Raw genomic sequence first — 22,887 nt, 5'->3', positions numbered from 1 at the left:
GTTCAATTTCCTCCTATTTACCCCAGCGTAACGTTATGGCACCCCAAGTCAGGCCACCACCAAATCCTACCAGGACTATTGTATCATTGTCTTTTATTTTACCTTGTTCTAATTCATATGCAATACTTAAGGGTATTGATGCAGCAGAAGTATTCCCAAATCTATCTACCGTTACGCTCATTTTTTCTTTTTCAATACCTAATCTTTCCCGTGCAGATTCCATAATTCTAATATTGGCTTGATGTGGTACAAACATATCAATATCACTTGATTGTAAACCTGCTTTTTCCACTACTTTAGTAGAAGCTTCACCCATAATTCTTACTGCAAACTTGAACACTTCACGTCCATTCATTTGAATAGTATGTTCATCCATATCTTGATATAGGTATGGTCCACCGTTTCCATCTGAACCAAGTTCAACACCTAAGATACCTCTACCTTCAGATACTTCACCAATTATGGCAGCACCGGCTCCATCACCGAATAAAATTGCAGTACTTCTATCATTCATATCCGTAATTTTTGTTAACTTATCAGCACCAACTACTAATACGTTTTTATATAAACCTGAATTTACAAATTGTTGTGCAGTAACAATACCGTAAATAAACCCAGTACATGCTGCAAGTTGGTCCATTGATGGTACTTTGTTTAAGCCTAATCTTTTTTGTAAAGTTGTTGCAACTGTTGGAAATGGTTTATCACCTGTTGATGTTGCTACAATGACCATTTCAATTTCTTCTTTATCAATACCTGAATCTTCTATCGCTCTAACTGCCGCTTCATATGCTAAATCACTTGTATCTTCATCTTCTGCAGCAAAACGTCTTTCTTTTATACCAGTCATTTTAGTTATCCATTCATCTGATGTATCTAAATAACTTTCAAAATGATCATTTTTTACCACTTGCTTCGGCGCATATGCACCAAAACCTTTTATACCAATATCCATTATATTGACACCTTCTTATAATCTGTTGTTATTATCAGGTACTAATTTAACACACTTTTGCCTTAATGCACAAGCGCTGAGTTCTTTTATGAAATATTTTAAATCGTTTTCATCATAATAGGTATACAATTTATAAAAAGTTAATTATAATGAAAGATATGATATAAAAAGTTACGGAGGATGAGTCATGCATTACATTTTAACATTAATTTGGGCATTCGTATTATCACAAATGATTAACTTTGTTTTACATAGTTTAGGTGGCTCAACAGAATCGCTGAATTTTGTTAGTCCTACAGTTTATGCTATTGTCTTTACAGTAGTTATTATTCTACTAGATATTTTAGTTGGTAAATCTTCTTCAGACAAACAAAACGCACAACATTCATAAAAAATTCCCGTCAATTTTAGTTGACGGGAATTTTTTTATTCATTTATTTCAAATTTCACTTCGTCTTCAACCAGATGTACATCTATAATAGTGCCTTCTTTCATTTCTTGACCTATCATCATTCTCGCTAATGGTGTTTCAATTTGTCTTTGAACAAATCGTTTTAAAGGTCTTGCTCCAAATTGTGGCTCATATGCTTTTTGTGCGATCCATTCTTTAACTTCTTGATCTACATTAATTTTAATGTGTTGATCTTCTAATCTAATATTTAAATTAGTAATAATGTGGTCGACAATGTAGCTCATATCTTTAATTGATAATGGTTTAAATAGTACGATGTCATCCATTCTATTTAATATTTCCGGTTTGAAGTATGCATGTAAACTTTCATTTACTTGTTTTTTAGCTGCTTCATCGATTTCACCTTCATCTGTTACACCATCTAATAAATATTGGGAACCTATATTACTTGTCATAATAATGATTGTATTTTTAAAGTCAACACTTCGACCTTTTGCATCTGTTAATCTACCTTCATCCAATAATTGTAGCAATACGTTAAATACATCATTATGAGCTTTTTCTATCTCGTCTAAAAGAATTACTGAATAAGGTTGTCTTCTTACTGCTTCTGTTAATTGACCGCCTTCTTCATAACCTACATAGCCTGGAGGTGCACCAATTAATCTTGCAACTGAGTGTTTTTCCATATACTCACTCATATCTATTCTTATCATATGTTTCTCAGAGTCAAATAAAGTTGCGGCTAATGTCTTAGCTAGTTCAGTTTTACCAACCCCTGTTGGTCCTAAGAATAAGAAACTACCAATTGGTCTATTTGGATCTTTAATACCTGCTCTTGCTCTAACTACTGCGTCAGAGACCAAATCTACTGCTTCGTCTTGACCTACAACTCTCTCATGTAATATATCTGATAGTTTAAGCAATTTCTCTCTTTCAGTCTCAACTAATCTTGAAACAGGGATTCCTGTCCATTGACTTACAATATAACCAATTTCTTCATCTGTTACTACTTCTCTAATTAATCTATCATGATCAGAACCTGTTTCTTCTGCAAATTCATTTTCAAGTTCTTTTAATTCAGCTTCTATTTGAGGTATTCTACCATGTTTAAGTTCGGCAGCTTTACCTAAATCATATTGATTTTCTGCATTTTCTAACGCTTGTTTACTTTCGTCTAACTCTGCTCTTTTATCTTGAAGAGATTTGATTTGTTCTTTTTCTTGTTCAACTTTACTTTGTAATTGTTGTTGTTTTTCTTTTTCATCTGCCAATTCTTTTTGAAGTTCTGATAATCGAATTTGACTACTTTGATCAGATTCAGATTTAAGTGCATTTTCTTCAATTTCAAGTTGCATAACACGTCTGTTTACAGCATCTAATTCTGTAGGATTAGAGCCCATTTCTGTTCTAATAGTTGCACAAGCTTGGTCTACTAAGTCTATCGCTTTATCTGGCAAGAATCGATCAGTTATATATCGATCTGATAGTTCTGTTGCTGCAACTAATGCTCTATCTTGTATACGTACACCGTGGTGAACTTCATATCTTTCTTTTAAACCTCTTAAAATTGAAATCGTATCTTCTAAGTCTGGTTCTTTAACATTCACTTTTTGGAAACGTCTTTCTAATGCAGAATCCTTTTCAATGTATTGTCGATATTCATTTAACGTTGTTGCGCCGATACAATGCAATTCACCTCTAGCTAACATCGGTTTAAGCATGTTACCTGCATCCATTGCACCATCCGTTTTACCTGCACCAACTAGCATATGAATTTCATCAATGAAAAGTAAAATTCTACCTTCAGACTCTTTTACTTCTTTTAAGACAGCTTTTAATCTTTCTTCAAATTCACCTCTAAACTTAGCACCAGCTACTAATGCTGATAAATCTAATTCAAATATTGTCTTATCTAAAAGTGAATCTGGAACATCTCGTCTAACTATACGTTGTGCTAATCCCTCAACGATTGCTGTTTTACCTACACCAGGTTCACCAATTAATACTGGGTTATTTTTAGTTTTTCTGCTCAATATTCGAATAGTATTTCGAATTTCTTCATCTCTACCAATAACTGGATCCATATTCCCTTTTCTAACTTCTTCAACTAAATCTCTTCCATATTTAGATAATGCTTCATATTGTACTTCAGGATTTTGTGATGTCACTCTATTACCCCCTCTTATTTTATTAATAATTTCATTTATAACTTCTTTTTTATTACCAACTATATCTTTAGTTGTTTGATCGACTTCTATAGATGCTTTTAAAATATGCTCCATAGACATAAAGTCGTCTTGCATTTCTTCTTTAATTTGATTAGCTTTGTTAAATAATTCATTAAGTTTAGGAGAAATATATTGTCCGTATTGGATGTTATCGCCTTTAACTACTGAATATTGATTTAACTTTTGTTTATATTTACTTTCTAATTCGTCTGTATCAATTTGAGCTCTGTCTAATGTTCTTTTGAAAATACTTTCATCTTCATTTAATGCTGATAATAATACAGCTTCTATTTCAATATTTTGTAGTTCATATGATTGTGATAATTGTTGCGCTTTCTCGATAACACTTTGAACTGAATAAGTCATTTGATTAATATCCAAATGTATCACCTCTTTAAATTTTTCATCAGTCTAATAGTTTGACTATCTTTGACCTTAATTTGATTATATACCGTTTGACCTTCTTTGACAAATATAAAGCATCAAAATTACAAACCTTTTCACTTACATTTTATGGTAAAATATAAATGAAAATAAACGGGGAAGTGATCTTTTGCAAACTACATATACAGAAGCAGCTTCAGTTATTGAATACATTAAAACACATGGACAAAAGTTACATTTTCATACTCACCATTATATATACCATACTGAGGACTTATGTAACCATATTTACGTTATTTCTGAAGGAAAAGTTATTACACATCGTGTGATGGAAGATGGTAAAGAATTTAACACTAAACTACTTGGACGTCATAGCATCTTTGGATCCACCACTTTATTTTGCGGTAGAAAAAAACATACCCTATCAGCTAGAGTAAAAGAAGAAGCCATCGTATATAGCATACCCAAAATTCAATTTGAAGAAGCGATTTTAAATGATGAAGTACTTAAATACGAATGGTTATTGTGGGTACAAAACGAAAATGAAAAGAATGAATATTTAATAAGAGATGTTTATACATTAGGAAAAACTGGCGCATTCTATTCTATACTTATAAAGTTATCAAACACATACGGTATTCAAGTTGGAGATAGTATATTGATTAATGTCGATTTAACAAATCACGAATTAGCTAATTTTTGCAACGTCACAAGAGAAAGTGTAAATCGAATGTTGAGCTATTTAAAAAAAGAAAATATCGTATCCGTCAATCATAAAAGAATTACAATACACGACCTTGAATACTTAAAAAAATCCATAAACTGTGAAAATTGTCCTTTATCAATTTGTAGGATTGAATAGAGCTATAACATATATTGAGCTGGATTTGAGCTAGATTTGATACGGATTTGCGCTGAATCGTACGATATCTCTGGAGTCTTCGTGCGTTGTTATTGAATTAAACCAAAAAAAAGCCAAGGATTTCTCCTAGGCTTTTTCTTTATTCTATTAGCTTACACCTAATGCAATTTTAGCGTATCGTGACATTTTGTCTTTGCCCCATGGTGGATTCCAGACAATATTTACTTCTGTTTCTTTAATTTCAGGTAATTCAGCTAATGCTGTTTTAACTTGATCTATAATTTGTGGCCCCATCGGACAACCCATTGAAGTTAATGTCATTTCTACTGTACATAATCCTTCGTCGTCTAAGTCTACATTATATACAAGACCTAAGTTAACTATGTCAATTCCTAGTTCTGGGTCAATTACATTTTCAAGTGCACCAATGATACTATCTTTCATTGCTTCTTCCATATTTTCACCTCATTCTAAAAGTTACTACATATAATATATCAAATTTAAAGCATTGGTTAAAGAAAATGATATGATATTATAGTATGTATCAAAAAGAAAATGACTAAGGAGTTATCGATATGGAAAAACATTTAATCTGTTTAGATTTAGATGGCACATTATTAAACGATGAAAAGCACATCTCACCTTATACAAAAAGAGTACTACAATATTTAAAAAAAGCTGGTCATGAAATCATTATTTCAACTGGTAGACCATATCGAGCAAGTGTAGATTATTATAGAGCAATGGATATGAATACACCTATTATTAATTTTAACGGCGCATATATTCATCATCCGACTGACAATAGATTTGAACCTAAACATGAACAATTTGATGCACGTATAGCTTCTAAAATTTTTCAAGATATTAGCCAACTTAATGTTAAAAATATTATAGCAGAAGTAAGAGATCAAGTTTATATTAATAACTATGACCAAACATTATTTGAAGGTTTCAGCATGGGTAATCCTGAAATTAAATATGGTAAATTAAATGAGTTACTTACGGAATCACCTACAAGTTTATTGATTCAAGCAGAAGATGATGAAATTCCTAACATAAAAAAACATTTAAACAAACATTATGCTGAATTTATTGAACATCGTCGTTGGGGAGCACCATTTCCAGTTATTGAAATTGTTAAAAAGGGTATTAATAAAGGTAAAGCTGTGAAATATGTTGCTGAATATTTGAATGTAGATTTTGATAATATTATTGCATTTGGCGATGAAGATAATGACAATGAAATGATTCAATTTGCTAATTATGGAATTGCTATGGGTAATGCTATACCTGAACTTAAAGAAATAGCAAACGAAGTTACAGACACTAATAATAATGATGGTATCGGAAAATACTTAAACAAACATTTTGGACTAAATATGTAAGGGGTTATTCAAATGAAAATGATAGTAGACAGTGGATCAGATTTAACATTATCTCAAATTGAAAAATACGGATTCTACTTTTTACCTTATGGAATAGTCATCGACAATGAAAGTAAAGTTGATCAATATGAAATATCAAACGATGAAGTATTAGCTGCTATTAAAAATAATAAACACCCTAAGACTAACCAAGCAACTATGGAACAAATGACTAAAGTATTCACTGAAATTGCTGAAAATAATGAACAAGCTATTTATTTAGCTTTTAGTAGTGCATTAAGTGGAACATATCAAACTGCTTGTCTAGTAAAAGAACAAGTTAAAGAGGATTATCCTAATCTTGATTTAACAATCTATGATACTTTAAGTGCTTCTATGGGATGTGGCAAGCTTATACTCGATGTACAAGATAAAATCGAACAGAATTATAGTTTCGAAGAATTAGATAAATATATTAAAAATAAACTAGATAAAATAAGACATTTATTCACAGTAAAAGACTTAAATTATTTAGCAAGTGGCGGTAGATTGTCTAAAGGTCAGGCATTTTTAGGTAATTTATTAAATATCAAACCGTTGCTACATGTAGAAGAAGGAAAACTCGTTCCAATCGAGAAATATCGTGGTTCAAAAAAACTATGGCATGCTATTATAGATAAAATGAAAAATGAAAATAGCGACTTTTCAAGTGAAACAATCTATATAACTCATGCTGATGATATCGAAGACGCTGAAAAACTAAAAGAATTAATGCACCAATCTTTATCACCAAAAGATGTTATTATTTCAGACATTGGTCCAGTTATTAGTTCTCATACAGGTAGTGGCACGGTAGCAATTTTTTATTATAAGGAGTGATAATATTGAATAAAATTATCGTTATTGGTGCAGTAGCTGGTGGTGCCACAGTTGCATCACAAATTAGACGACTTGATTCAGAAAGTGAAATTGTAGTATACGAGAAAGATAGAGATATGAGTTTCGCCAATTGCGGCCTACCCTATTATTTAGGAGATGTTGTAGAAGACAGAAATTTAATGCTATCTGCTACACCTCAAAAATTTCATGATAAAAAGAATATAACTGTAAAACCTTTTCATGAAGCTATTGCATTAAATGATAAAAATAAAACAATTACAGTAAAAAATCATCAAACTGGAGAAACTTTTGATGATCATTATGACACACTTATTTTAAGTCCTGGGTGTCGTGCAAGACACTTACCACTCCAATCTGATAGGTTATTTACTTTAAGAAACTTAGTTGATACTGATGAAATCGAAAGTTTTATCGTAAATGAAAATGTAAAATCTGCATTAATAGTTGGTGCCGGATATGTCAGTTTAGAAATTTTAGAAAATTTTTATGCTAGAGGTATAGAACCAACATTAATTCACAGAAGTGACCATATAAATAAAAGTATGGATAAAGATTTAAATAATGTCATTTTCGATGAGTTAGATAAAAGAAATATCAAATATAGATTAAATGAAGAAATTGCAGATATTTCAGACCGTAAAGTTACTTTTAAATCTGGTAACGTTGAAGAATATGACATAATCATCACAGGTGTTGGAATTGAGCCTAATAGTGACTGGTTAAAGTCATCATCACTACAATTAAATGAAAAAGGCTATATACCTGTCAATGAATATTTCGAAACAAATTTAGACAGTGTTTACGCTTTAGGTGATGTAATTGAAACATTTTATAGACATACAAAAAAACCTACAAGTATTACATTAGCTTGGGGAGCGCATAGAGCAGCAGCAATAATAGCTGAAAACCTTGCAGTGAAATCACCTAATGAAAAATCAGCTTTTCGTGGTCTACTTGGAACTAATATTGTACGAATATTTGATTACGCGTTAGGAAGCGTAGGCATATCAGAACAAGAATTGAAGGACTACAATTACGGTGTCGTTGAACAAATTCAAAAACAACATGCTGGGTATTATCCAAACGCAGAACCAATCACCTTACGTGTTTATTTCGATAAATCATCGCGTAAAATATTACGTGCATGTGCAGTAGGAAAAGACGGCGCAGATAAACGAATCGATATTTTATCAACTGCTATTATCGGTGAATTGACTATAGATGAAATGAGAGACATAGAAATTGCTTATGCCCCTCCTTTCTCAAGTCCAAAAGATATCGTCAATATGATTGGTTACAAAGCACAATCAAAATAAAAATAGATTAGAAAAGTCCAGGATATAAATATCTTAGAAAATTAAAAAGAGCAGAAATTTATTGTAAAAATTAAATTCTGCTCTTTTTTCTTATACAAATATTTCACACTTCTATAGGTTTTTGTGAACATAGATAATCTTACTTACACTTCTACCAACTTGTGTGAATATAGATACTCTTACTTACACTTCTATAGACTTGTGTAAATATAGATACCCATACTCACACTTCTACCAACTTGTGTGAATATAGATGCCCATATTTACACTTCTACCAACTTGTGTGAACATAGATACTCATACTTACACTTCTACCAAATTGTGTGAATATAGATGCCCATATTTACACTTCTACCTACTTGTGTAAATATAGATACCCATACTCACACTTCTACCTACTTGTGTGAATATAGATACTCATACTTACACTTCTACCTACTTGTGTGAATATAGATACTCTTACTTACACTTCTATAGACTTGTGTAAATATAGATACCCATACTCACACTTCTACCAACTTGTGTGAATATAGATGCCCATATTTACACTTCTACCAACTTGTGTGAACATAGATACTCATACTTACACTTCTACCAAATTGTGTGAATATAGATGCCCATATTTACACTTCTACCTACTTGTGTAAATATAGATACCCATACTCACACTTCTACCTACTTGTGTGAATATAGATACTCATACTTACACTTCTACCTACTTGTGTGAATATAGATACTCTTACTTACACTTCTATAGACTTGTGTAAATATAGATACCCATACTCACACTTCTACCTACTTGTGTGAATATAGATACTCATACTCACACTTCTACCTACTTGTGTAAATATAGATACCCATACTTACACTTCTACCAACTTGTATGAACATAGATACCCTTGCTTGCACTTCTACCAACTTGTGTGAATATAGATACTCTATAACTAAAAGGCTGAGACAATTTAATTGTCTCAGCCTTTTCTATGTTTAAGATTTATTTCTTTGTCTTTTGCTTCTTCTTGAAACAAGGAATATAAATAATCCGAATAATAATACCACTAAAATAGCTGCAATAAAGTAACTATTATTTAATCCTCGTTCGTTAATCACTGCATATAATTCACTTTCTTCTCTATCAGTGATTAAATCATATTGATTATTCTTTTTCTTTATATTATCTCCCAAAATTAACCCTGAGAGCATTTTGTTTTTTTCAATTACTTTGTCTGTTAACGTTACTTTTTTTGAATTACTTGAGTCATTAACATTCAATATATAATCAATCGTGTTCGTATCATAATAAAATACATTAGTTCCTTTATTATGAGGTAGAACTTTCACTTCTCCTTCAAATAATTCTTGATATTGTTTGAATGTATCTGAAATTTTTTCTAAATAATCAATTACTTCTTTATCGGTTCTGAAATTCTGTAGTTGATTTATCGTTTCGATATTAGAACCATTAACTGCTATTTCAGTACCATAATTCATCATTATAGGACCTTTATATCCCCACATATAAGTCATTAATTGTTTGATACGTGTTCCTGGAAACATATTTTCATCAGCTGCATGCTTAGTAAATCTTTCTGTAAACCATGTATCAGCTAAAAGTACCTCTCCATCTTCTTTATATGATGGAATGTTTGTATTTACCGTTTTAAACGCATCTTGAAGAGCAGTACGTTTCTTGTTAGTAGATAAATGTTTAAAGTTCTTGGCATCAATGCCGTCTTTGTTAATGATGCCATAAGTATCTATACCTTCAGGTAAAAATGCTTGAGCATCTATGCCATCCTGTACAATATTCATTGATATTCCATCAACTTCATATTGATCTATAAATTTTTTAACTTTAGATTTATAAATACCTTGGTTTTCATTATTTTTTAAATCTATAAATTTGTCATTTTTAAAATATGACTTTTGCACGCTATTTAAATCACCGTTAACTGATTGCTTAAATGTATCAGTATAAGTAGTAGGCATATCAACTATAATTTTCATGTCCTTTTTATGCACTTCTTTAATGAGTGATTTAAAAGCCTTTTCCCCACCTAATACTTTATCAATTTCATCGTAATTATTGACTTTATAGCCTAAAAAGTCATTTTGTTCGTGTGAAAAGACTGGAGAAATATGTACTGTGTTGAAGCCCATATCATGAATATAATCTAATTTAGATTTAATCCCTTGGAAATCTCCCCCAAGTGGTAAATTTTCAGATTTGTCATTGTTTTTAATCATTTTATTATTATCATTATTACCATTCATAAAACGATCGACAACTAGACTATATATTCTAGGATATTTCACATCTTCAAATTCCTTATCTTTCGCAAAAGCATAACCATTAAAAAGTGGTGCCATCAAAATTACTGCTATTACTAACTTTGTCCATTTATTCATATATTCAACCCTCTTTATTACCCAATTATCTCTATTATACTAAAACGTTTACTTTACTGATAGAACTACATGAAATTGTCATAAATTATTTCACATAAAAAAACATTCATAACTTTATTGAATAAAGTTATGAATGGATTTGTTAACGTTAGTAATTAACCAAAATGTAATACGCCCATTGGTAAATAACTACCTAATAAAATTGTTAATACCATAACAACTATTGTTGCAATGAAAAATCCTTGGCTATTTTTATTCTTTTTCTTCTTAGCAATTGTCATTTCAATTAATCCAATAACTGCCAGTCCAAGAATAAATTTGATGCCATATAACATACCATTAATACCCATGGCTTGTATAAAAATAACAAAACCAGAAATTAATGTAAGCACCATGAATAACCTTAATACCATATGAACTGATTTGTTTGTAACTTTCATATAAACTACGAAAAATAGAATAATCGTTACTAACCAGCTAAAAATATGGAAATGTATCATATTCAGTTCCCCCTAAATAATAATATTTGTTTTCCAATAGCATTATAACATATGCATTATTAGAATAAGCCTTTTTTACATACCAAATAATCATGTTTGCTTATATTTCACAATTTATTCAAAATTTTATTAATATAACGACAAAAAGAAGATGAGTAAGAGACTGAAATCTAATTTATTCAAAAAGTTTCATTATCTCCAGCTCATCAACTTAATATTCTACTAATACTATTATTTTTCGCTAATGAAAGTAGTTAAAGTACCTATTCCATCGATTGTTACTTTTACTTCATCTCCAGGTTGTAAAAATTGAGCTGGGTTCATACCCGCTCCAACTCCAGCTGGTGTACCTGTAGCGATAACATCTCCTGGATGTAAAGCAACATATTTAGAAATTTCAGCAATTAGTTCATCAATTTTTAATATCATTTCGTTAGTGTTACCATCTTGACGAATTTCATTGTTAACTTTTGTCACAATATTAACGTCTTCTGGTAAAGGTAATTCATCTTTTGTTACGATATAAGGTCCCATTGGGCAACCACCAGTTAATGATTTTGATAAAAATGCTTGATCATGTTCTTTTTGAGCATTTCTATCTGTAATATCATTGATAATTGTATAACCATATACGTAATCTAATGCTAGACCGCGTGGTATTTTCTCTCCTGATTTACCAATTACAACACCTAGTTCACCTTCATAATCTAATTTGTCAGTTACGTCTTTGTGATTAGGAATTGTTGCATTATCTCCTGTTAATGAAGATGCTGCTTTAGTAAATACATATAGTCTATTAACTTTATTATTTAATTCTTCAGCATGTTTTTTGTAATTACGACCAAAAGCTATAACATTATTTGTAGGTGTTACAGGTGGTAAAAATTCGATATCTTCGAAGCTATATTTATAATCGTCTTTTTCAGCAGTTTCTTCTACTTTGACTACTGCTTTACGAACTGCCTCTTGAAAGTCAACGTTAATATTAAATTGTAAGCCTTCTAGTAATGTTTTAGGATTGAATGCCTCTTCTCCAAAGTCTGCGAAAACTTTACGTAAGTCCCAAACTGCTTCTTCGCGTTTTACTTTCACACCATAAGAAGTAATATCTTTGTATTTAAAAGTTAAAAATTTCATCCACTCTGTCAGCTCCTTCTTGTTCTTATCCTTAATTATAACGAATTTTTTGATAAATCGCATTATTTTCAAACTATTATTTTAAATATGTCACTTTTCTCCACAATTTCTCTATTGGACCTTGTTTGAATTTCTTTAAATATAAATAACTCAATAACAATTGAACTAAATATATAACAATAGCAATTGTGTATATTGTGAGTACTGGTAATTTACCATAATAGTTCAGCCCAATACCATAGAAGATAAAGATACAAATTATACTTTGTGTTAAATAAGTCGTTAAACTTAATTTACCAATATATTGTAGCGGATTTAACACTTTTCTGGCTGTTGCATCTTCACATAGTAGTACAAAAAAGATAATATAACTTAGCGCAACAATTGGCCCACCAAGCAATTGACTAATTAATTGAGATGTCATTGATCCTTCTAAGACGATTTGAATCATTTTAATTGCTAATCCTAAAATAAAAATAACGAGTCCAATTACTGTGTATAAATTTTTATGATTACGAATTTTATTCAACCAATTTATTTGATGTGCATATATTCCGAATAACATAATTGGTAATATACTAAAAGGACCAACTAAAATAGTATTTGCTACATTCATGCCAAAGTACTTCAAGTTAACACCTATAATTGATAAATAGTCTGCACTTGCTAATATATTATTGACTCTTTCTAATTCTTGTAACCCTACAAAATTTTCAACTTGAGTAGCATCTTGTAATAAAACCATAGGTAAAATATACAAAAGAATTAAAATACCAAAACCAATAGTTAGCGCAACTAACGAATGTTGTGGCTTTAGTCTCACGAAAATAATCGCAATAAATCCTAACAATGCATATGTAGCTAAAATATCACCGTAAAATATAAATATGCCATGGATCATTCCAATTAGTAATAAAAATGACAATCTTCTTATTATCATTGGATAATAATTCAGTTCTTTTTCTATACTATTTTGATACATTATGGATAAGCCATACCCAAATAAAAATGCAAATATTGGATAAAATGATGCAATAATAAAAAGTGAGCTTATTTTAAATAATGCACCATCTTGTTGTTGAAAAAATTCAAATGGATTGATGATTTGATATGGAAAAGCAAATGTTAAGATGTTCATAAGTAATATGCCTAATAAACTAAATCCTCTTAATGCATCAATACTAAATATTCTTTGTTTTGCCATTAATTATTCTCCTTGATGTGTTTCGTGCCATATTGAAAGAAATATAAATACCCTTCAACTGGTTGTTGTAAAATTGTTTCCAAAGTATTTTTATAATATTGCATTTGTACTTCGTATTTTTGCTTCATTGTTTCTGCCACTTCTTCTTCAGTCTTACCTCTTCGTACAATAAATGTATCTGTTTTATAATCGATGAAAGAAACTTTATCTCCTTCAACAAATATACAGTCAATCATCCCTTGAATGATAGGTTTATTGTCATCCTCAGAAACATTAAAAGTTAATCCTTGATCAATATCATCTTGACCAACTACGAAAGGCACTTCTCTAAACACTTTATCAGCATTTACTAATCGAGTATATAAGTCTGATTGAATAAATCCTTGAATAAGTGATAAGTCGATATCATCTAACGTGTCATCTGGTAAAATGTCCTTCTCTATGAGTTCATTCACAAGATCTTTTAGTTGGTCAATATTTAAGCCACCGCTTTTCAAAGGGAGATGTTGCATCACTGCATGCATTAAAGTACCTATTTCAGCACTTTGTCTCTTTTGATTAGATAAGAACTTAGGTTTGTCATATGATTTTGTACCTAGCTGATATTGTCTTACGATTTGATAATCTGTTCCCGCTTCTTCAGTTTCTCGCTGTCTCTTAATTTCTGATACTGACTGTTTTGCTGCTATATTTAATAGGCTCTCATTAGGATATGAGTACACCATTTGATTGTATATCTCATCTTTTTTATCTGATGGTTTATAATTTAATAGTGTTTCAATAGTAGGTTTGTCATTTAATACATCATCTTCTTCATTGCTTTCTTCTTCTCTAATGATATTGATATTGAATGATTCATTATGAGTTGAATTAAATGTAATTGCATTTGATAAGCCATGAGATTTTGACTTAGACAAAATAGTAGAAATGAGATCAAATGCTGATTTAGCTTTCACTCTATATTCAGGATCAATCATTTCAAATTTATCTGCATTTACTAATCCTAAATTTTCGACTGCTTTTTCATTTTTAACTCGACCAACTAGATATAAACCTTCTTTAGCTCTTGTTAGTGCGACGTAAATTAAACGCATTTCCTCAGATATCATTTCAGTTTCATTTATATTTTTAAAGATAATAGACGCTAACGTTGGGTATGTTAATGCCTTATCAATATTAAAATAAGATAAAGCCATACCATAGCGATTGTTTAATATAACATGATTTCTTAAATCTGCACGATTAAATTCTCTTGTAATACCAGAATATATAACAAATGGAAACTCTAATCCTTTACTACTATGAATTGTCATCATACGTACGACATCATCATTCGGACCAATAACACTTTCTTGACCAAAATCTTGGCCACGTTCTATTAACTCATCTATAAACCTTATAAATTGAAAAATCCCTCGTAAACTAGACGCTTCAAACTGAATTGCTTTATTTAATAATCCGTATAAATTTTGTCTTCTTTGTACGCCACCAGTAAGTCCACTGAAATAAGAAATTAAATAGTAATCGTTGTATAATTTATCTAGCAATTGCCAAACAGGAACAGCCTTACTATAAGACTGGTAACTTTTCAGTTGTTTTAAGAAATTATTAAGCTTTTCAACTAGTTGTGTATCTGCTTCAGAATCAGCTATATATTTATATATTGAATCGAAATAATAAATTTCTTGTGGTGCTTTATTTCTAATTTCTGCTAACTCATCTTCTTTAAATTGAAAAGCAATTGAACGCATTAAACCTACTAAATATTTATCTTGTAAAGGATTATCGATAACTCGTAAAAATGAAAGCATTAAGCGAATTTCATTTTGTTCGAAATAACCTTTCTTCGATTCGACATAAAAAGGTATATTGGCATCTTTAAATTGTTGCTGTAAATGCATTGCGTTACTATAACTTCTTTCCAAAATGACAATATCTTTAAAAGTGGCCGGACGATAGCTTTGTGTTTTTCTATCATATACTTGTTTATTATCAAGAATATGTTGAACTTTATCTACGATACATTTCGCTTCTATAAGATTATTGTCTTCCTCTTCAAATGAATCTTGAACTAAAACATCCATTTCTAATGGTGTGTTTTGCTCATCATAATCAGCGCCATAATACAATTTGGCTTCATCATTATATTCAATTTCACCAACAGTTTCATCCATCATGTGTGTGAATATATAATTCGTATTATCTAATACTTCTCTTCTAGATCTAAAGTTTTTAGATAAATCGATGACTTCTCCTGATACATGCTTTGCCTGATTAAAGCGTTTATATTTTTCTATAAATAATTCTGGTTCTGCTTGTCTAAATTTATAAATGGATTGTTTTACATCTCCAACCATAAATAAATTACCATTATATTCTTCACCACGTTTAATGCAGCTTATAATTGCTTCTTGTACTCTGTTAGTATCTTGATATTCATCTACTAATATTTCATCGAATAACTCTCTATATTGGAGTGCAATCTCTGATGGTTTACCTTCATCATCAGTTAAAATTTCTAAAGCTAAATGTTCATAATCAGAAAAATCGATAATACGTTTATTCTGTTTTAAACTTTTGAAATACTTAATGATGTCTTTTGTAATGTCAGCAATTACCCTTACTCTTGGATGCATCTCATGCATATCTTGAACTAACTCTTCTCTATCACGACTTAAATAACCTTCTGATAACGCTTTTAAATGGTCAATATAATCTTTATGATAATTCTTTCCAAGTTCTAATAACTGCTCGTCACCTTCATTTTGACTTTTAATTTTGGCAGTATTAGTTGGCAATTTTTTTAAAGCGACATCTAGATGGAGATTATCAAGTGATTTAGTTCCATTTATAACTTGTTCAATCCAAATTCTTTCACCTTCAAGATAAGTCATATGCTTGTCGACGTCATTCAAATGTTGATAACAATCCAATGATTGATATAAAGCATGCATAGCACTATCTAATTTACGATTGATTAATTGATTCAACATATTGAAATATGGATGTTTTATATCTATCTCTTTATATGGTTTATCTAAATGATTTAACCAGGCAATTGGATTGGCATGTGCAATACTAAATCGATATAACCGTTTCAGAGTATCTCTTAATGGCTCATCAGATCGGTCGTTTGACAAATGTTCAACTATATCTAAAAACGGTTGTTCATTTTTTTCATAATACATTTCTAATACATCATCAATTGCTTGTTCTAAAAGTACGATACCTTCTACTTCATTTGCTGTTCTAAAGTTTGGATCTATATCTATTTCATCATAATGTGATTTAATTAATGATAAACAAAAACTGTGAAGTGTAGATATTTGTGCTTGATGAATTTTTATTCTTTGGGATTTTAAATGTTCATCTTCAGGATATTTTAAACTTTCTTGTTGAATAGCAGCATTCACTCTTGCTTTCATTTCTCTAGCACTCGCATTCGTAAATGTTACAACAAGTAATTTATTCACATCTTGTTTATTACGCATGATTTTTTGAATAATACGCTCAACTAATACAGCAGTTTTACCGCTTCCTGCAGCTGCAGCAACTAGAATATCTCTTCCTTCAGTATAAATAGCTTTCCACTGATCGTCTGTCCATTGTGCATCAAATGGCTTAACAGGTAATGACATTATTCTTCTTCCTCCTCTCTTAACATATTAATCAATTCATCTTTACTTAAAGTATGGTCTATTTCTCTATATTGGTCAGTATCTGTAATAGGATCAATATGACATACTGACTTATATTCACAAAATTGACAAGGTAGTTTCTTTTGATATCTCATAGGTGTAACTTCTGTATGACCATCCATAATTTGTGTAGCCGTTTCAACAAAATTATTTCTATTTTTGTTCATTAATTTATAGAATAAATCTTCGTCCAATGCTTTACTATAGCTGTATAAATCTCCATTTTTCTTTCTTGCAACTGGTATCATATCCGATTTAAGTTGTTCATTTAATTTATCATCTAGTGCATCTACTACTTCAGGATTTTTGTTAACATAACCATCCATTTTAAACTTTTCAATTGTATGTTGATATATATCATCAGTTTCAGGAATTTCTCCCCAGCTTTTTGCTTTTATTTCTGGCTCATGTACATGGAAGTATAATAGTGCCCCTGGCGACACTTCATCTTGTAGATTTAAAATTGTCTTGTTTTGTAATACAACATCTAGATAAGTAAACATTTGCATTTGCATTCCGTACATAACTTTTGTTAAATCTAGATTGGTTTCAGACGATTTATAGTCAATTATTGAAACATAGTCTTTATCTTTTCCTTTATAAACGTCTAATCTATCTATTTGCCCTCTTATATTAATCGGTATTTGACGTTTAGTCGCAAGCGGCGTTGTTTTCAATTGATGCTTAGATGTAGCACCAAAATTCAATTCAAATTGATAGGCTTTAAATTTTGAATGACCTGTTTGATATTTCATTGCTTCTAATGTTGATTTAAGTATATTTTGTATTCTTAATTTTAAATATCTGTAGTGTGCTGTTCGGTGTAATACATCAAACTGAATTTTAGGCAAACTTTCATCAATGGCTTCATTAATTAATTTTGTCATCGTTTGAGCTGACAATTTACTAAAATCTCCGTTAACCTCATCAGATATATATTTTAAAGTTTGATGGAATATATTACCAATATCTACACTCTGAATTTGATATTTAGATCGTTCGTTCAACCTTAATCCATGTGATACATAATGTTTAAATGGGCATTGATTGTATGTTTCAAATCTTGAAACACTTGCGTTTATTTTTTTACCATATAATTGTTCTGATACTTCTGTATTAAGCTGAACTGTGTCGTTTTTATAAGTTAAAGCTGATGTTAAAAATTGAATTGTATTGTCTAAATAATGTATATCTTGAGCTGCATAGTAAGCATCTAACCAAATATCATTAACGATTTCATCATTTAACCAATCGTTTAAGTGTTCAAATATATGCATTTGACTTTGATGTTCATGTTCTAAAAGTTGAATAGGATTATTCTCAATACTTGATTTAAGTGATTTAACTTCTAAATTTGTAAATAATGATTGAATTGTATTGATAAATGGACTTTTTTCTCTTACTTCTCCACTGTCAGACATAAGGCTATACGTAAATACGACTTCTCTTTTAGCACGTGTCATCGCAATATAACATACAAACGCTTCATCCATTTGTAAAATATCACTTGTCGGACTGAGTTCCAATCCACTTGTTTCTACCAATTCCTTTTTCTCATCATCTGTAAGTAAAAGCATTTGATTGGATACACTTGGTAAGACACCATCGTTCATACCTAATAAAAATACTGTTTCTTTATTATCTACTTTAGCTAAATCCATATTACCAACTGTTACTTCGTCTAATGTTTGAGGTATCATTGAAAATTCTAATTCATCTAAACCGCGATCAAGAATTTCAATATACTCATTAAGTGATAAAGTAACATCTCCTAATACTTCTACAATGTCATCAAATATTCGAATTGTACCTTCCCACACTTGGTCTATTTGTTCAGCTTCTTCAAATTGACTCTTTATTTCTAACTCATCTCTCATCGTCATTAGATGAGTTGGTAATTCAAATTTCTCTATCACTTCATATAATCTAACCGTAAAGTCTTCAACTGTTTTACTTTCAGATAAAGCATTGTTTAACTTTTCAATTCGACTAACTATATAATCTTTTAAGTTGATTACACTTTTAATTGTATTAATATCTTCTTCAACAAAAGTATCTTCTTCTTTTCTCAACGATTTTTTTCCTAATTTTTCAAATGATTCAATAGTGAAAAATTCTGGATTAGTCCATCTTTTACCTGATATACCTCTTTCAAAAGCATAATTCTCAAGAATATCAATTAAATAAGAATCGTTTGGTATATGACTCGTTAATATACCTGTTTTCAGCATTCTCATGACAGGTTCAAATCTCCAACCTGATTGAATCACTTCTAACATTGACCTTAAACATTCTATAAAAGGATGATATGCCATTTTCTTTTTAGCATCATGATTAAAAGCAATATTAAAATGAGGTAAAACTGTTTCAATTAGCTGTTCATAGTTCGGATCACGATAAAGTATGGCAATATCTTTAAATGATAAATTGTCTTCACGAGATCGTCTCAAGATTTCTCTAGCTACATATTGAACTTCTTCTCTCATGTTTGATGCTTCAATAACCTTTAAATTTTTACTATCAATTTTGTTTGGTAATAACGCATCAAACTGACTTTCTAAATGTTTTAAGTCTTGGTTATTGTTAAATCTTGTAGCATTACTAAAATGCTTTTTATTTATTGTAGTATGTAATGATTGCGCAACTTCTTCTATATGACTTAATGTTTCAGAAGTCTTTCTAAATAAACTAAACGGATCTTTATCCCCGTCGGTCGTTAATCCTATCGTTACAGACCTACTGTATTTTACAAGTGTTTCAATAACACGATATTCTAAAGTTGAAAAGTTATGGAATCCATCAATATAAATATCAGCTTGTTTGATATAATCAGAATTTGGAATTTTCTCTATTAATTTGTACAATACATCTTCAGCTTGCACATAGCGACCATCGAGTTGCCCTTCTAATGCTTTATAAATCGTTTCAATATCACTTAATTTATCTTTCATTCTTTTTGGTATATTATCATTATTTTCAATATATACTGAGATATCTTCTGGTTGTACATTATATTTTTTGAAATCTTTAATTTCATTCATCATCTTATGACTAAATCCATAATGTTGAATTGTAGATTGATATAAATTTAATTGTTGTTTGTGTGTATGTAATAAATGATAAGTAAGCATTTCTAATGCCTCATCAGATATTTGCTGTTCTATTAAACCGCCCTCATCACTCAAGACTCTCCAGCTTAGTCTTTCGAAGCCAAATACTGAGGTTCTTATACTTCCTTTTAATTTTGGATTTCGAACAAATGCTTGTTCATATTGGAACGTATTTTGAGTAGGTGTTAAAAAGATAATTGGGTCACCTAATGGGTTCTCTATCATAGCTTCTGTCATTTGTTCAATCATTTGTTTAGTTTTTCCGGTGCCACTTCGACCAGTCCATACATTTAGTTGCATTAATTCGACCTCCTTGGCAATTTCTCATGTATATATTTTAACATAAAAAGAACACCTCACTTAATTTTAAGTGAGGTGTTCAACCTATTTATATTACTAATTTGTAGATGGGTCAAAATCATAATGGAATTGATTGATTGGCCAGAATCTAAGTGCTACTTCACCGACAATGACATCTTCATTAATTAGTCCAAATGAACGGCCATCTTTACTTACTTCACGATTATCTCCAAGTACTAGATACTCACCTTTTGGAATTTTATTAACGCCGTTTGAATTAACGAGGTCTTTAACTTCAAAATTCTCAGTTAGTAAATCACGAGATTTATTTGCTTTATTTGCTTTTAAGTATTCTTCTGGTACTTTTTTATCATTTACATATAATTGATCATTATCATACTTTACTGTATCACCTGGTTTACCGATAACACGCTTTACGTAATCATCATTTTCATTTGCATGAAATACAATGACATCTCCGTTATCAATATTTCCAACTTTGTATCCAATTTTATTTACAATTACTTTTTCACCATTTTTTAAAGTTGGATGCATCGAATCACCAGAAACTGTATAAGTTACAAATAAGAATTTCTGTATTAATAATACACATACAACTGCGACTGCAATTGCTACGACCCATTCAAATATCTCTTTTTTCAAAAATGCCACCTCATTATTATTATTTATCGAAATTTACATCTATTTTATCAAATGGATAATATCTTAAATTAACTTCTCCAACAATATCTTTCTCGTGAACAAACCCAATTTCTCTTGAGTCCCTACTATTACCGCGATTATCTCCTAATACTAAGTATTCATTGTTAGGAATAACGTCACTTTTAGAACCTTGAATTGTTCTAGTACTGAAATCATCCGTTTTTATATTATCATTTAAATAACGCTCGTTAACTTGTGTACCATTAATATACAATTTGTTGTTTTTCATTTCAACAGTGTCACCTGGTAAACCAATTACTCTTTTTATAAAGTCAGACTCTCTATTAGCATGAAAAACAATAACATCTCCATTATCTATCTGTCCAATATTTTTAACAAGTTTGTTAACAATTAATCTGTCTTCATCATGGAAAGTTGGCTCCATTGAATCACCATCAACAATATAACCTATAAATAAAAAAGTTCTCACTATAAATAATAATACTAACGCGATAATAATTGCAATTGCCCATTCGAATAATTTTTTCATCGCTAACTCCTGTTTTTCAATCGTTTGTCAAAATATTTTTCAAATCCTTTACCTACTAACCATAGCATAAATATAATCACGAATACTATTATACTCTTTTTAGGACTTTCAAAAAAGGAATTTATGTCTGCCCCGATGAAACTCAAAGTAAATATCATAATCGCTTTTGATAAAATCAATGCTATTAAATACACTTGCTTACTAATATTTGAAAAAGCACTCACCATATTTACTAATGCACCAGGTGTGAATGGGAAACATAGTAAAATAAACAATGGACCAAACCCGTGATCATCAATCCAGTGAATAAACTTTACAACTCTTGGTTGTTCAACAATTTTTTTCATAAATGGCTTTTTAGAAATTAATCTTAAAAATAAAAAGACAAGGTAACTTCCCGCAACAGTTCCAGCCCACGAAATTATAAATCCTAAAAATAAACCATATGCATTTACATTAGCTATAACGAACAAAATAATAGGTAAAAATGGAATAAATGCTTCAATAAATGGTAATAAAAACGCAATAAATATCCCGAAAGATCTAAACGTTTCAATTAATTCAGTAATATTTTCATAAGTGAACCAATTTATAATGTCTTGAAATAACATGTCATGCAACTTCCTTCTTAAATTTATATTAATTATATCTATAAAAGTGTAAATAGAAAAGTAAATTGACATCGTATAAAAGTCGTAGATAAGTTGTAATGAAAGTTTTAGTGGATTTATTGGATAAATTAATATTTGAAGTTTATAGAGTGGTAGTATGGCGCTATTATGATAATTGGGATTATTCCAGGTCGATAAATTGAATATGTCCATATAATTGTGTAATAAAATAAGAGCCATATATAGCTCACTTTAGTACAATGTAATCGACGAAGAAA

17 protein-coding genes are annotated in these 22,887 nt (G+C 30.3%); 5 read left to right on the top strand and 12 right to left on the bottom strand.

The annotated features are described in order from the left end of the window. Window positions 1-13: 13 nt before the first annotated feature. On the bottom strand, window positions 14-955 hold the full coding sequence (locus B2G86_RS03090; protein WP_078356677.1) for a beta-ketoacyl-ACP synthase III: 942 nt from the start codon (window positions 953-955) through the stop codon (window positions 14-16). Window positions 956-1,142: 187 nt separating this feature from the next. Here B2G86_RS03090 and B2G86_RS03085 point away from each other — a divergent pair, with 187 nt between their 5' ends. Next, window positions 1,143-1,346 (top strand): YjzD family protein, encoded by a 204-nt coding sequence (locus tag B2G86_RS03085; RefSeq protein ID WP_078356676.1) that lies wholly within the window; start codon window positions 1,143-1,145, stop codon window positions 1,344-1,346. A 35-nt stretch (window positions 1,347-1,381) separates the two neighbouring features. Here the strand turns inward: B2G86_RS03085 and clpB are convergent, their stop codons facing one another. Further along, the gene (gene clpB, locus B2G86_RS03080) at window positions 1,382-3,979 is read right to left on the bottom strand and encodes an ATP-dependent chaperone ClpB (RefSeq protein WP_078356675.1); all 2,598 of its coding nucleotides are present in this window, start codon (window positions 3,977-3,979) and stop codon (window positions 1,382-1,384) included. A gap of 172 nt (window positions 3,980-4,151) precedes the next feature. On the opposite strand from clpB, the gene B2G86_RS03075 reads away from it, so the two are divergent. Next, entirely contained in the window at window positions 4,152-4,844 is a 693-nt protein-coding gene (locus B2G86_RS03075) for a Crp/Fnr family transcriptional regulator (RefSeq protein ID WP_078356674.1), read from the top strand. Window positions 4,845-4,991: 147 nt separating this feature from the next. Here the strand turns inward: B2G86_RS03075 and B2G86_RS03070 are convergent, their stop codons facing one another. Then, the gene (locus tag B2G86_RS03070) at window positions 4,992-5,300 is read right to left on the bottom strand and encodes a metal-sulfur cluster assembly factor (RefSeq protein WP_037588867.1); all 309 of its coding nucleotides are present in this window, start codon (window positions 5,298-5,300) and stop codon (window positions 4,992-4,994) included. A gap of 119 nt (window positions 5,301-5,419) precedes the next feature. On the opposite strand from B2G86_RS03070, the gene B2G86_RS03065 reads away from it, so the two are divergent. The 3 genes from B2G86_RS03065 to B2G86_RS03055 are packed head-to-tail and all read left to right on the top strand — an operon-like array spanning window position 5,420 to window position 8,427. Continuing rightward, a complete protein-coding gene (locus tag B2G86_RS03065) occupies window positions 5,420-6,232 on the top strand; it encodes a Cof-type HAD-IIB family hydrolase (protein WP_078356673.1) in 813 nt (270 codons plus the stop codon). Between the two features lie 12 nt (window positions 6,233-6,244). After that, the gene (locus B2G86_RS03060; protein ID WP_078356672.1) at window positions 6,245-7,090 is read left to right on the top strand and encodes a DegV family protein; all 846 of its coding nucleotides are present in this window, start codon (window positions 6,245-6,247) and stop codon (window positions 7,088-7,090) included. Between the two features lie 5 nt (window positions 7,091-7,095). Beyond that, window positions 7,096-8,427, top strand: coding sequence for a CoA-disulfide reductase (locus tag B2G86_RS03055; protein ID WP_078356671.1), 1,332 nt, complete (start codon window positions 7,096-7,098; stop codon window positions 8,425-8,427). A 987-nt stretch (window positions 8,428-9,414) separates the two neighbouring features. Here the strand turns inward: B2G86_RS03055 and B2G86_RS03050 are convergent. The 9 genes from B2G86_RS03050 to B2G86_RS03010 all read right to left on the bottom strand — a co-directional run bounded on the left by B2G86_RS03050 (window position 9,415) and on the right by B2G86_RS03010 (window position 22,609). Beyond that, entirely contained in the window at window positions 9,415-10,836 is a 1,422-nt protein-coding gene (locus B2G86_RS03050) for an alpha-amylase family protein (RefSeq protein WP_078356670.1), read from the bottom strand. 155 nt (window positions 10,837-10,991) lie between these two features. Continuing rightward, a complete protein-coding gene (locus B2G86_RS03045) occupies window positions 10,992-11,336 on the bottom strand; it encodes a YisL family protein (protein ID WP_078356669.1) in 345 nt (114 codons plus the stop codon). Between the two features lie 231 nt (window positions 11,337-11,567). Continuing rightward, window positions 11,568-12,473, bottom strand: coding sequence for a fumarylacetoacetate hydrolase family protein (locus B2G86_RS03040; protein WP_078356668.1), 906 nt, complete (start codon window positions 12,471-12,473; stop codon window positions 11,568-11,570). A gap of 76 nt (window positions 12,474-12,549) precedes the next feature. Further along, complete coding sequence (locus B2G86_RS03035; protein ID WP_078356667.1) at window positions 12,550-13,677, bottom strand: DUF418 domain-containing protein; 1,128 nt, start codon at window positions 13,675-13,677, stop codon at window positions 12,550-12,552. Next, window positions 13,677-17,315 (bottom strand): helicase-exonuclease AddAB subunit AddA, encoded by a 3,639-nt coding sequence (addA, locus tag B2G86_RS03030; protein WP_078356666.1) that lies wholly within the window; start codon window positions 17,313-17,315, stop codon window positions 13,677-13,679. Before addA ends, B2G86_RS03035 begins: the two co-directional genes overlap by 1 nt. Next, the gene (gene addB, locus B2G86_RS03025) at window positions 17,315-20,785 is read right to left on the bottom strand and encodes a helicase-exonuclease AddAB subunit AddB (RefSeq protein ID WP_078356665.1); all 3,471 of its coding nucleotides are present in this window, start codon (window positions 20,783-20,785) and stop codon (window positions 17,315-17,317) included. The genes addA and addB overlap by 1 nt, the downstream gene beginning before the upstream one ends. Before the next feature lie 96 nt (window positions 20,786-20,881). Continuing rightward, window positions 20,882-21,448, bottom strand: coding sequence for a signal peptidase I (gene lepB / locus B2G86_RS03020; RefSeq protein ID WP_078356664.1), 567 nt, complete (start codon window positions 21,446-21,448; stop codon window positions 20,882-20,884). A gap of 19 nt (window positions 21,449-21,467) precedes the next feature. Continuing rightward, a complete protein-coding gene (gene lepB, locus B2G86_RS03015; protein WP_078356663.1) occupies window positions 21,468-21,998 on the bottom strand; it encodes a signal peptidase I in 531 nt (176 codons plus the stop codon). A gap of 2 nt (window positions 21,999-22,000) precedes the next feature. Then, window positions 22,001-22,609, bottom strand: a complete 609-nt coding sequence (locus B2G86_RS03010) for a TVP38/TMEM64 family protein (protein WP_078356662.1) — start codon at window positions 22,607-22,609, stop codon at window positions 22,001-22,003. Window positions 22,610-22,887: the final 278 nt, after the last annotated feature.

The sequence above is a fragment of the Mammaliicoccus fleurettii genome, assembly GCF_002018435.1.
In the GTDB taxonomy this organism is placed as follows: Bacteria; Bacillota; Bacilli; order Staphylococcales; family Staphylococcaceae; genus Mammaliicoccus; species Mammaliicoccus fleurettii.
The sequence above is the reverse complement of the archived record's forward strand: the minus strand, read 5'-3'. Positions and strand labels throughout refer to the sequence as shown.

Bases quoted from the DNA above. Each gene is read 5' to 3' on its own strand.
- B2G86_RS03060 (WP_078356672.1), top strand. From the start codon at position 6,245: ATGAAAATGATAGTAGACAGTGGATCAGATTTAACATTATCTCAAATT.
- addA (WP_078356666.1), bottom strand. From the start codon at position 17,315: ATGTCATTACCTGTTAAGCCATTTGATGCACAATGGACAGACGATCAG.
- B2G86_RS03070 (WP_037588867.1), bottom strand. From the start codon at position 5,300: ATGGAAGAAGCAATGAAAGATAGTATCATTGGTGCACTTGAAAATGTA.
- B2G86_RS03010 (WP_078356662.1), bottom strand. From the start codon at position 22,609: ATGTTATTTCAAGACATTATAAATTGGTTCACTTATGAAAATATTACT.
- addB (WP_078356665.1), bottom strand. From the start codon at position 20,785: ATGCAACTAAATGTATGGACTGGTCGAAGTGGCACCGGAAAAACTAAA.
- lepB (WP_078356663.1), bottom strand. From the start codon at position 21,998: ATGAAAAAATTATTCGAATGGGCAATTGCAATTATTATCGCGTTAGTA.
- B2G86_RS03040 (WP_078356668.1), bottom strand. From the start codon at position 12,473: ATGAAATTTTTAACTTTTAAATACAAAGATATTACTTCTTATGGTGTG.
- B2G86_RS03065 (WP_078356673.1), top strand. From the start codon at position 5,420: ATGGAAAAACATTTAATCTGTTTAGATTTAGATGGCACATTATTAAAC.
- B2G86_RS03085 (WP_078356676.1), top strand. From the start codon at position 1,143: ATGCATTACATTTTAACATTAATTTGGGCATTCGTATTATCACAAATG.
- B2G86_RS03035 (WP_078356667.1), bottom strand. From the start codon at position 13,677: ATGGCAAAACAAAGAATATTTAGTATTGATGCATTAAGAGGATTTAGT.
- B2G86_RS03090 (WP_078356677.1), bottom strand. From the start codon at position 955: ATGGATATTGGTATAAAAGGTTTTGGTGCATATGCGCCGAAGCAAGTG.
- B2G86_RS03045 (WP_078356669.1), bottom strand. From the start codon at position 11,336: ATGATACATTTCCATATTTTTAGCTGGTTAGTAACGATTATTCTATTT.
- B2G86_RS03050 (WP_078356670.1), bottom strand. From the start codon at position 10,836: ATGAATAAATGGACAAAGTTAGTAATAGCAGTAATTTTGATGGCACCA.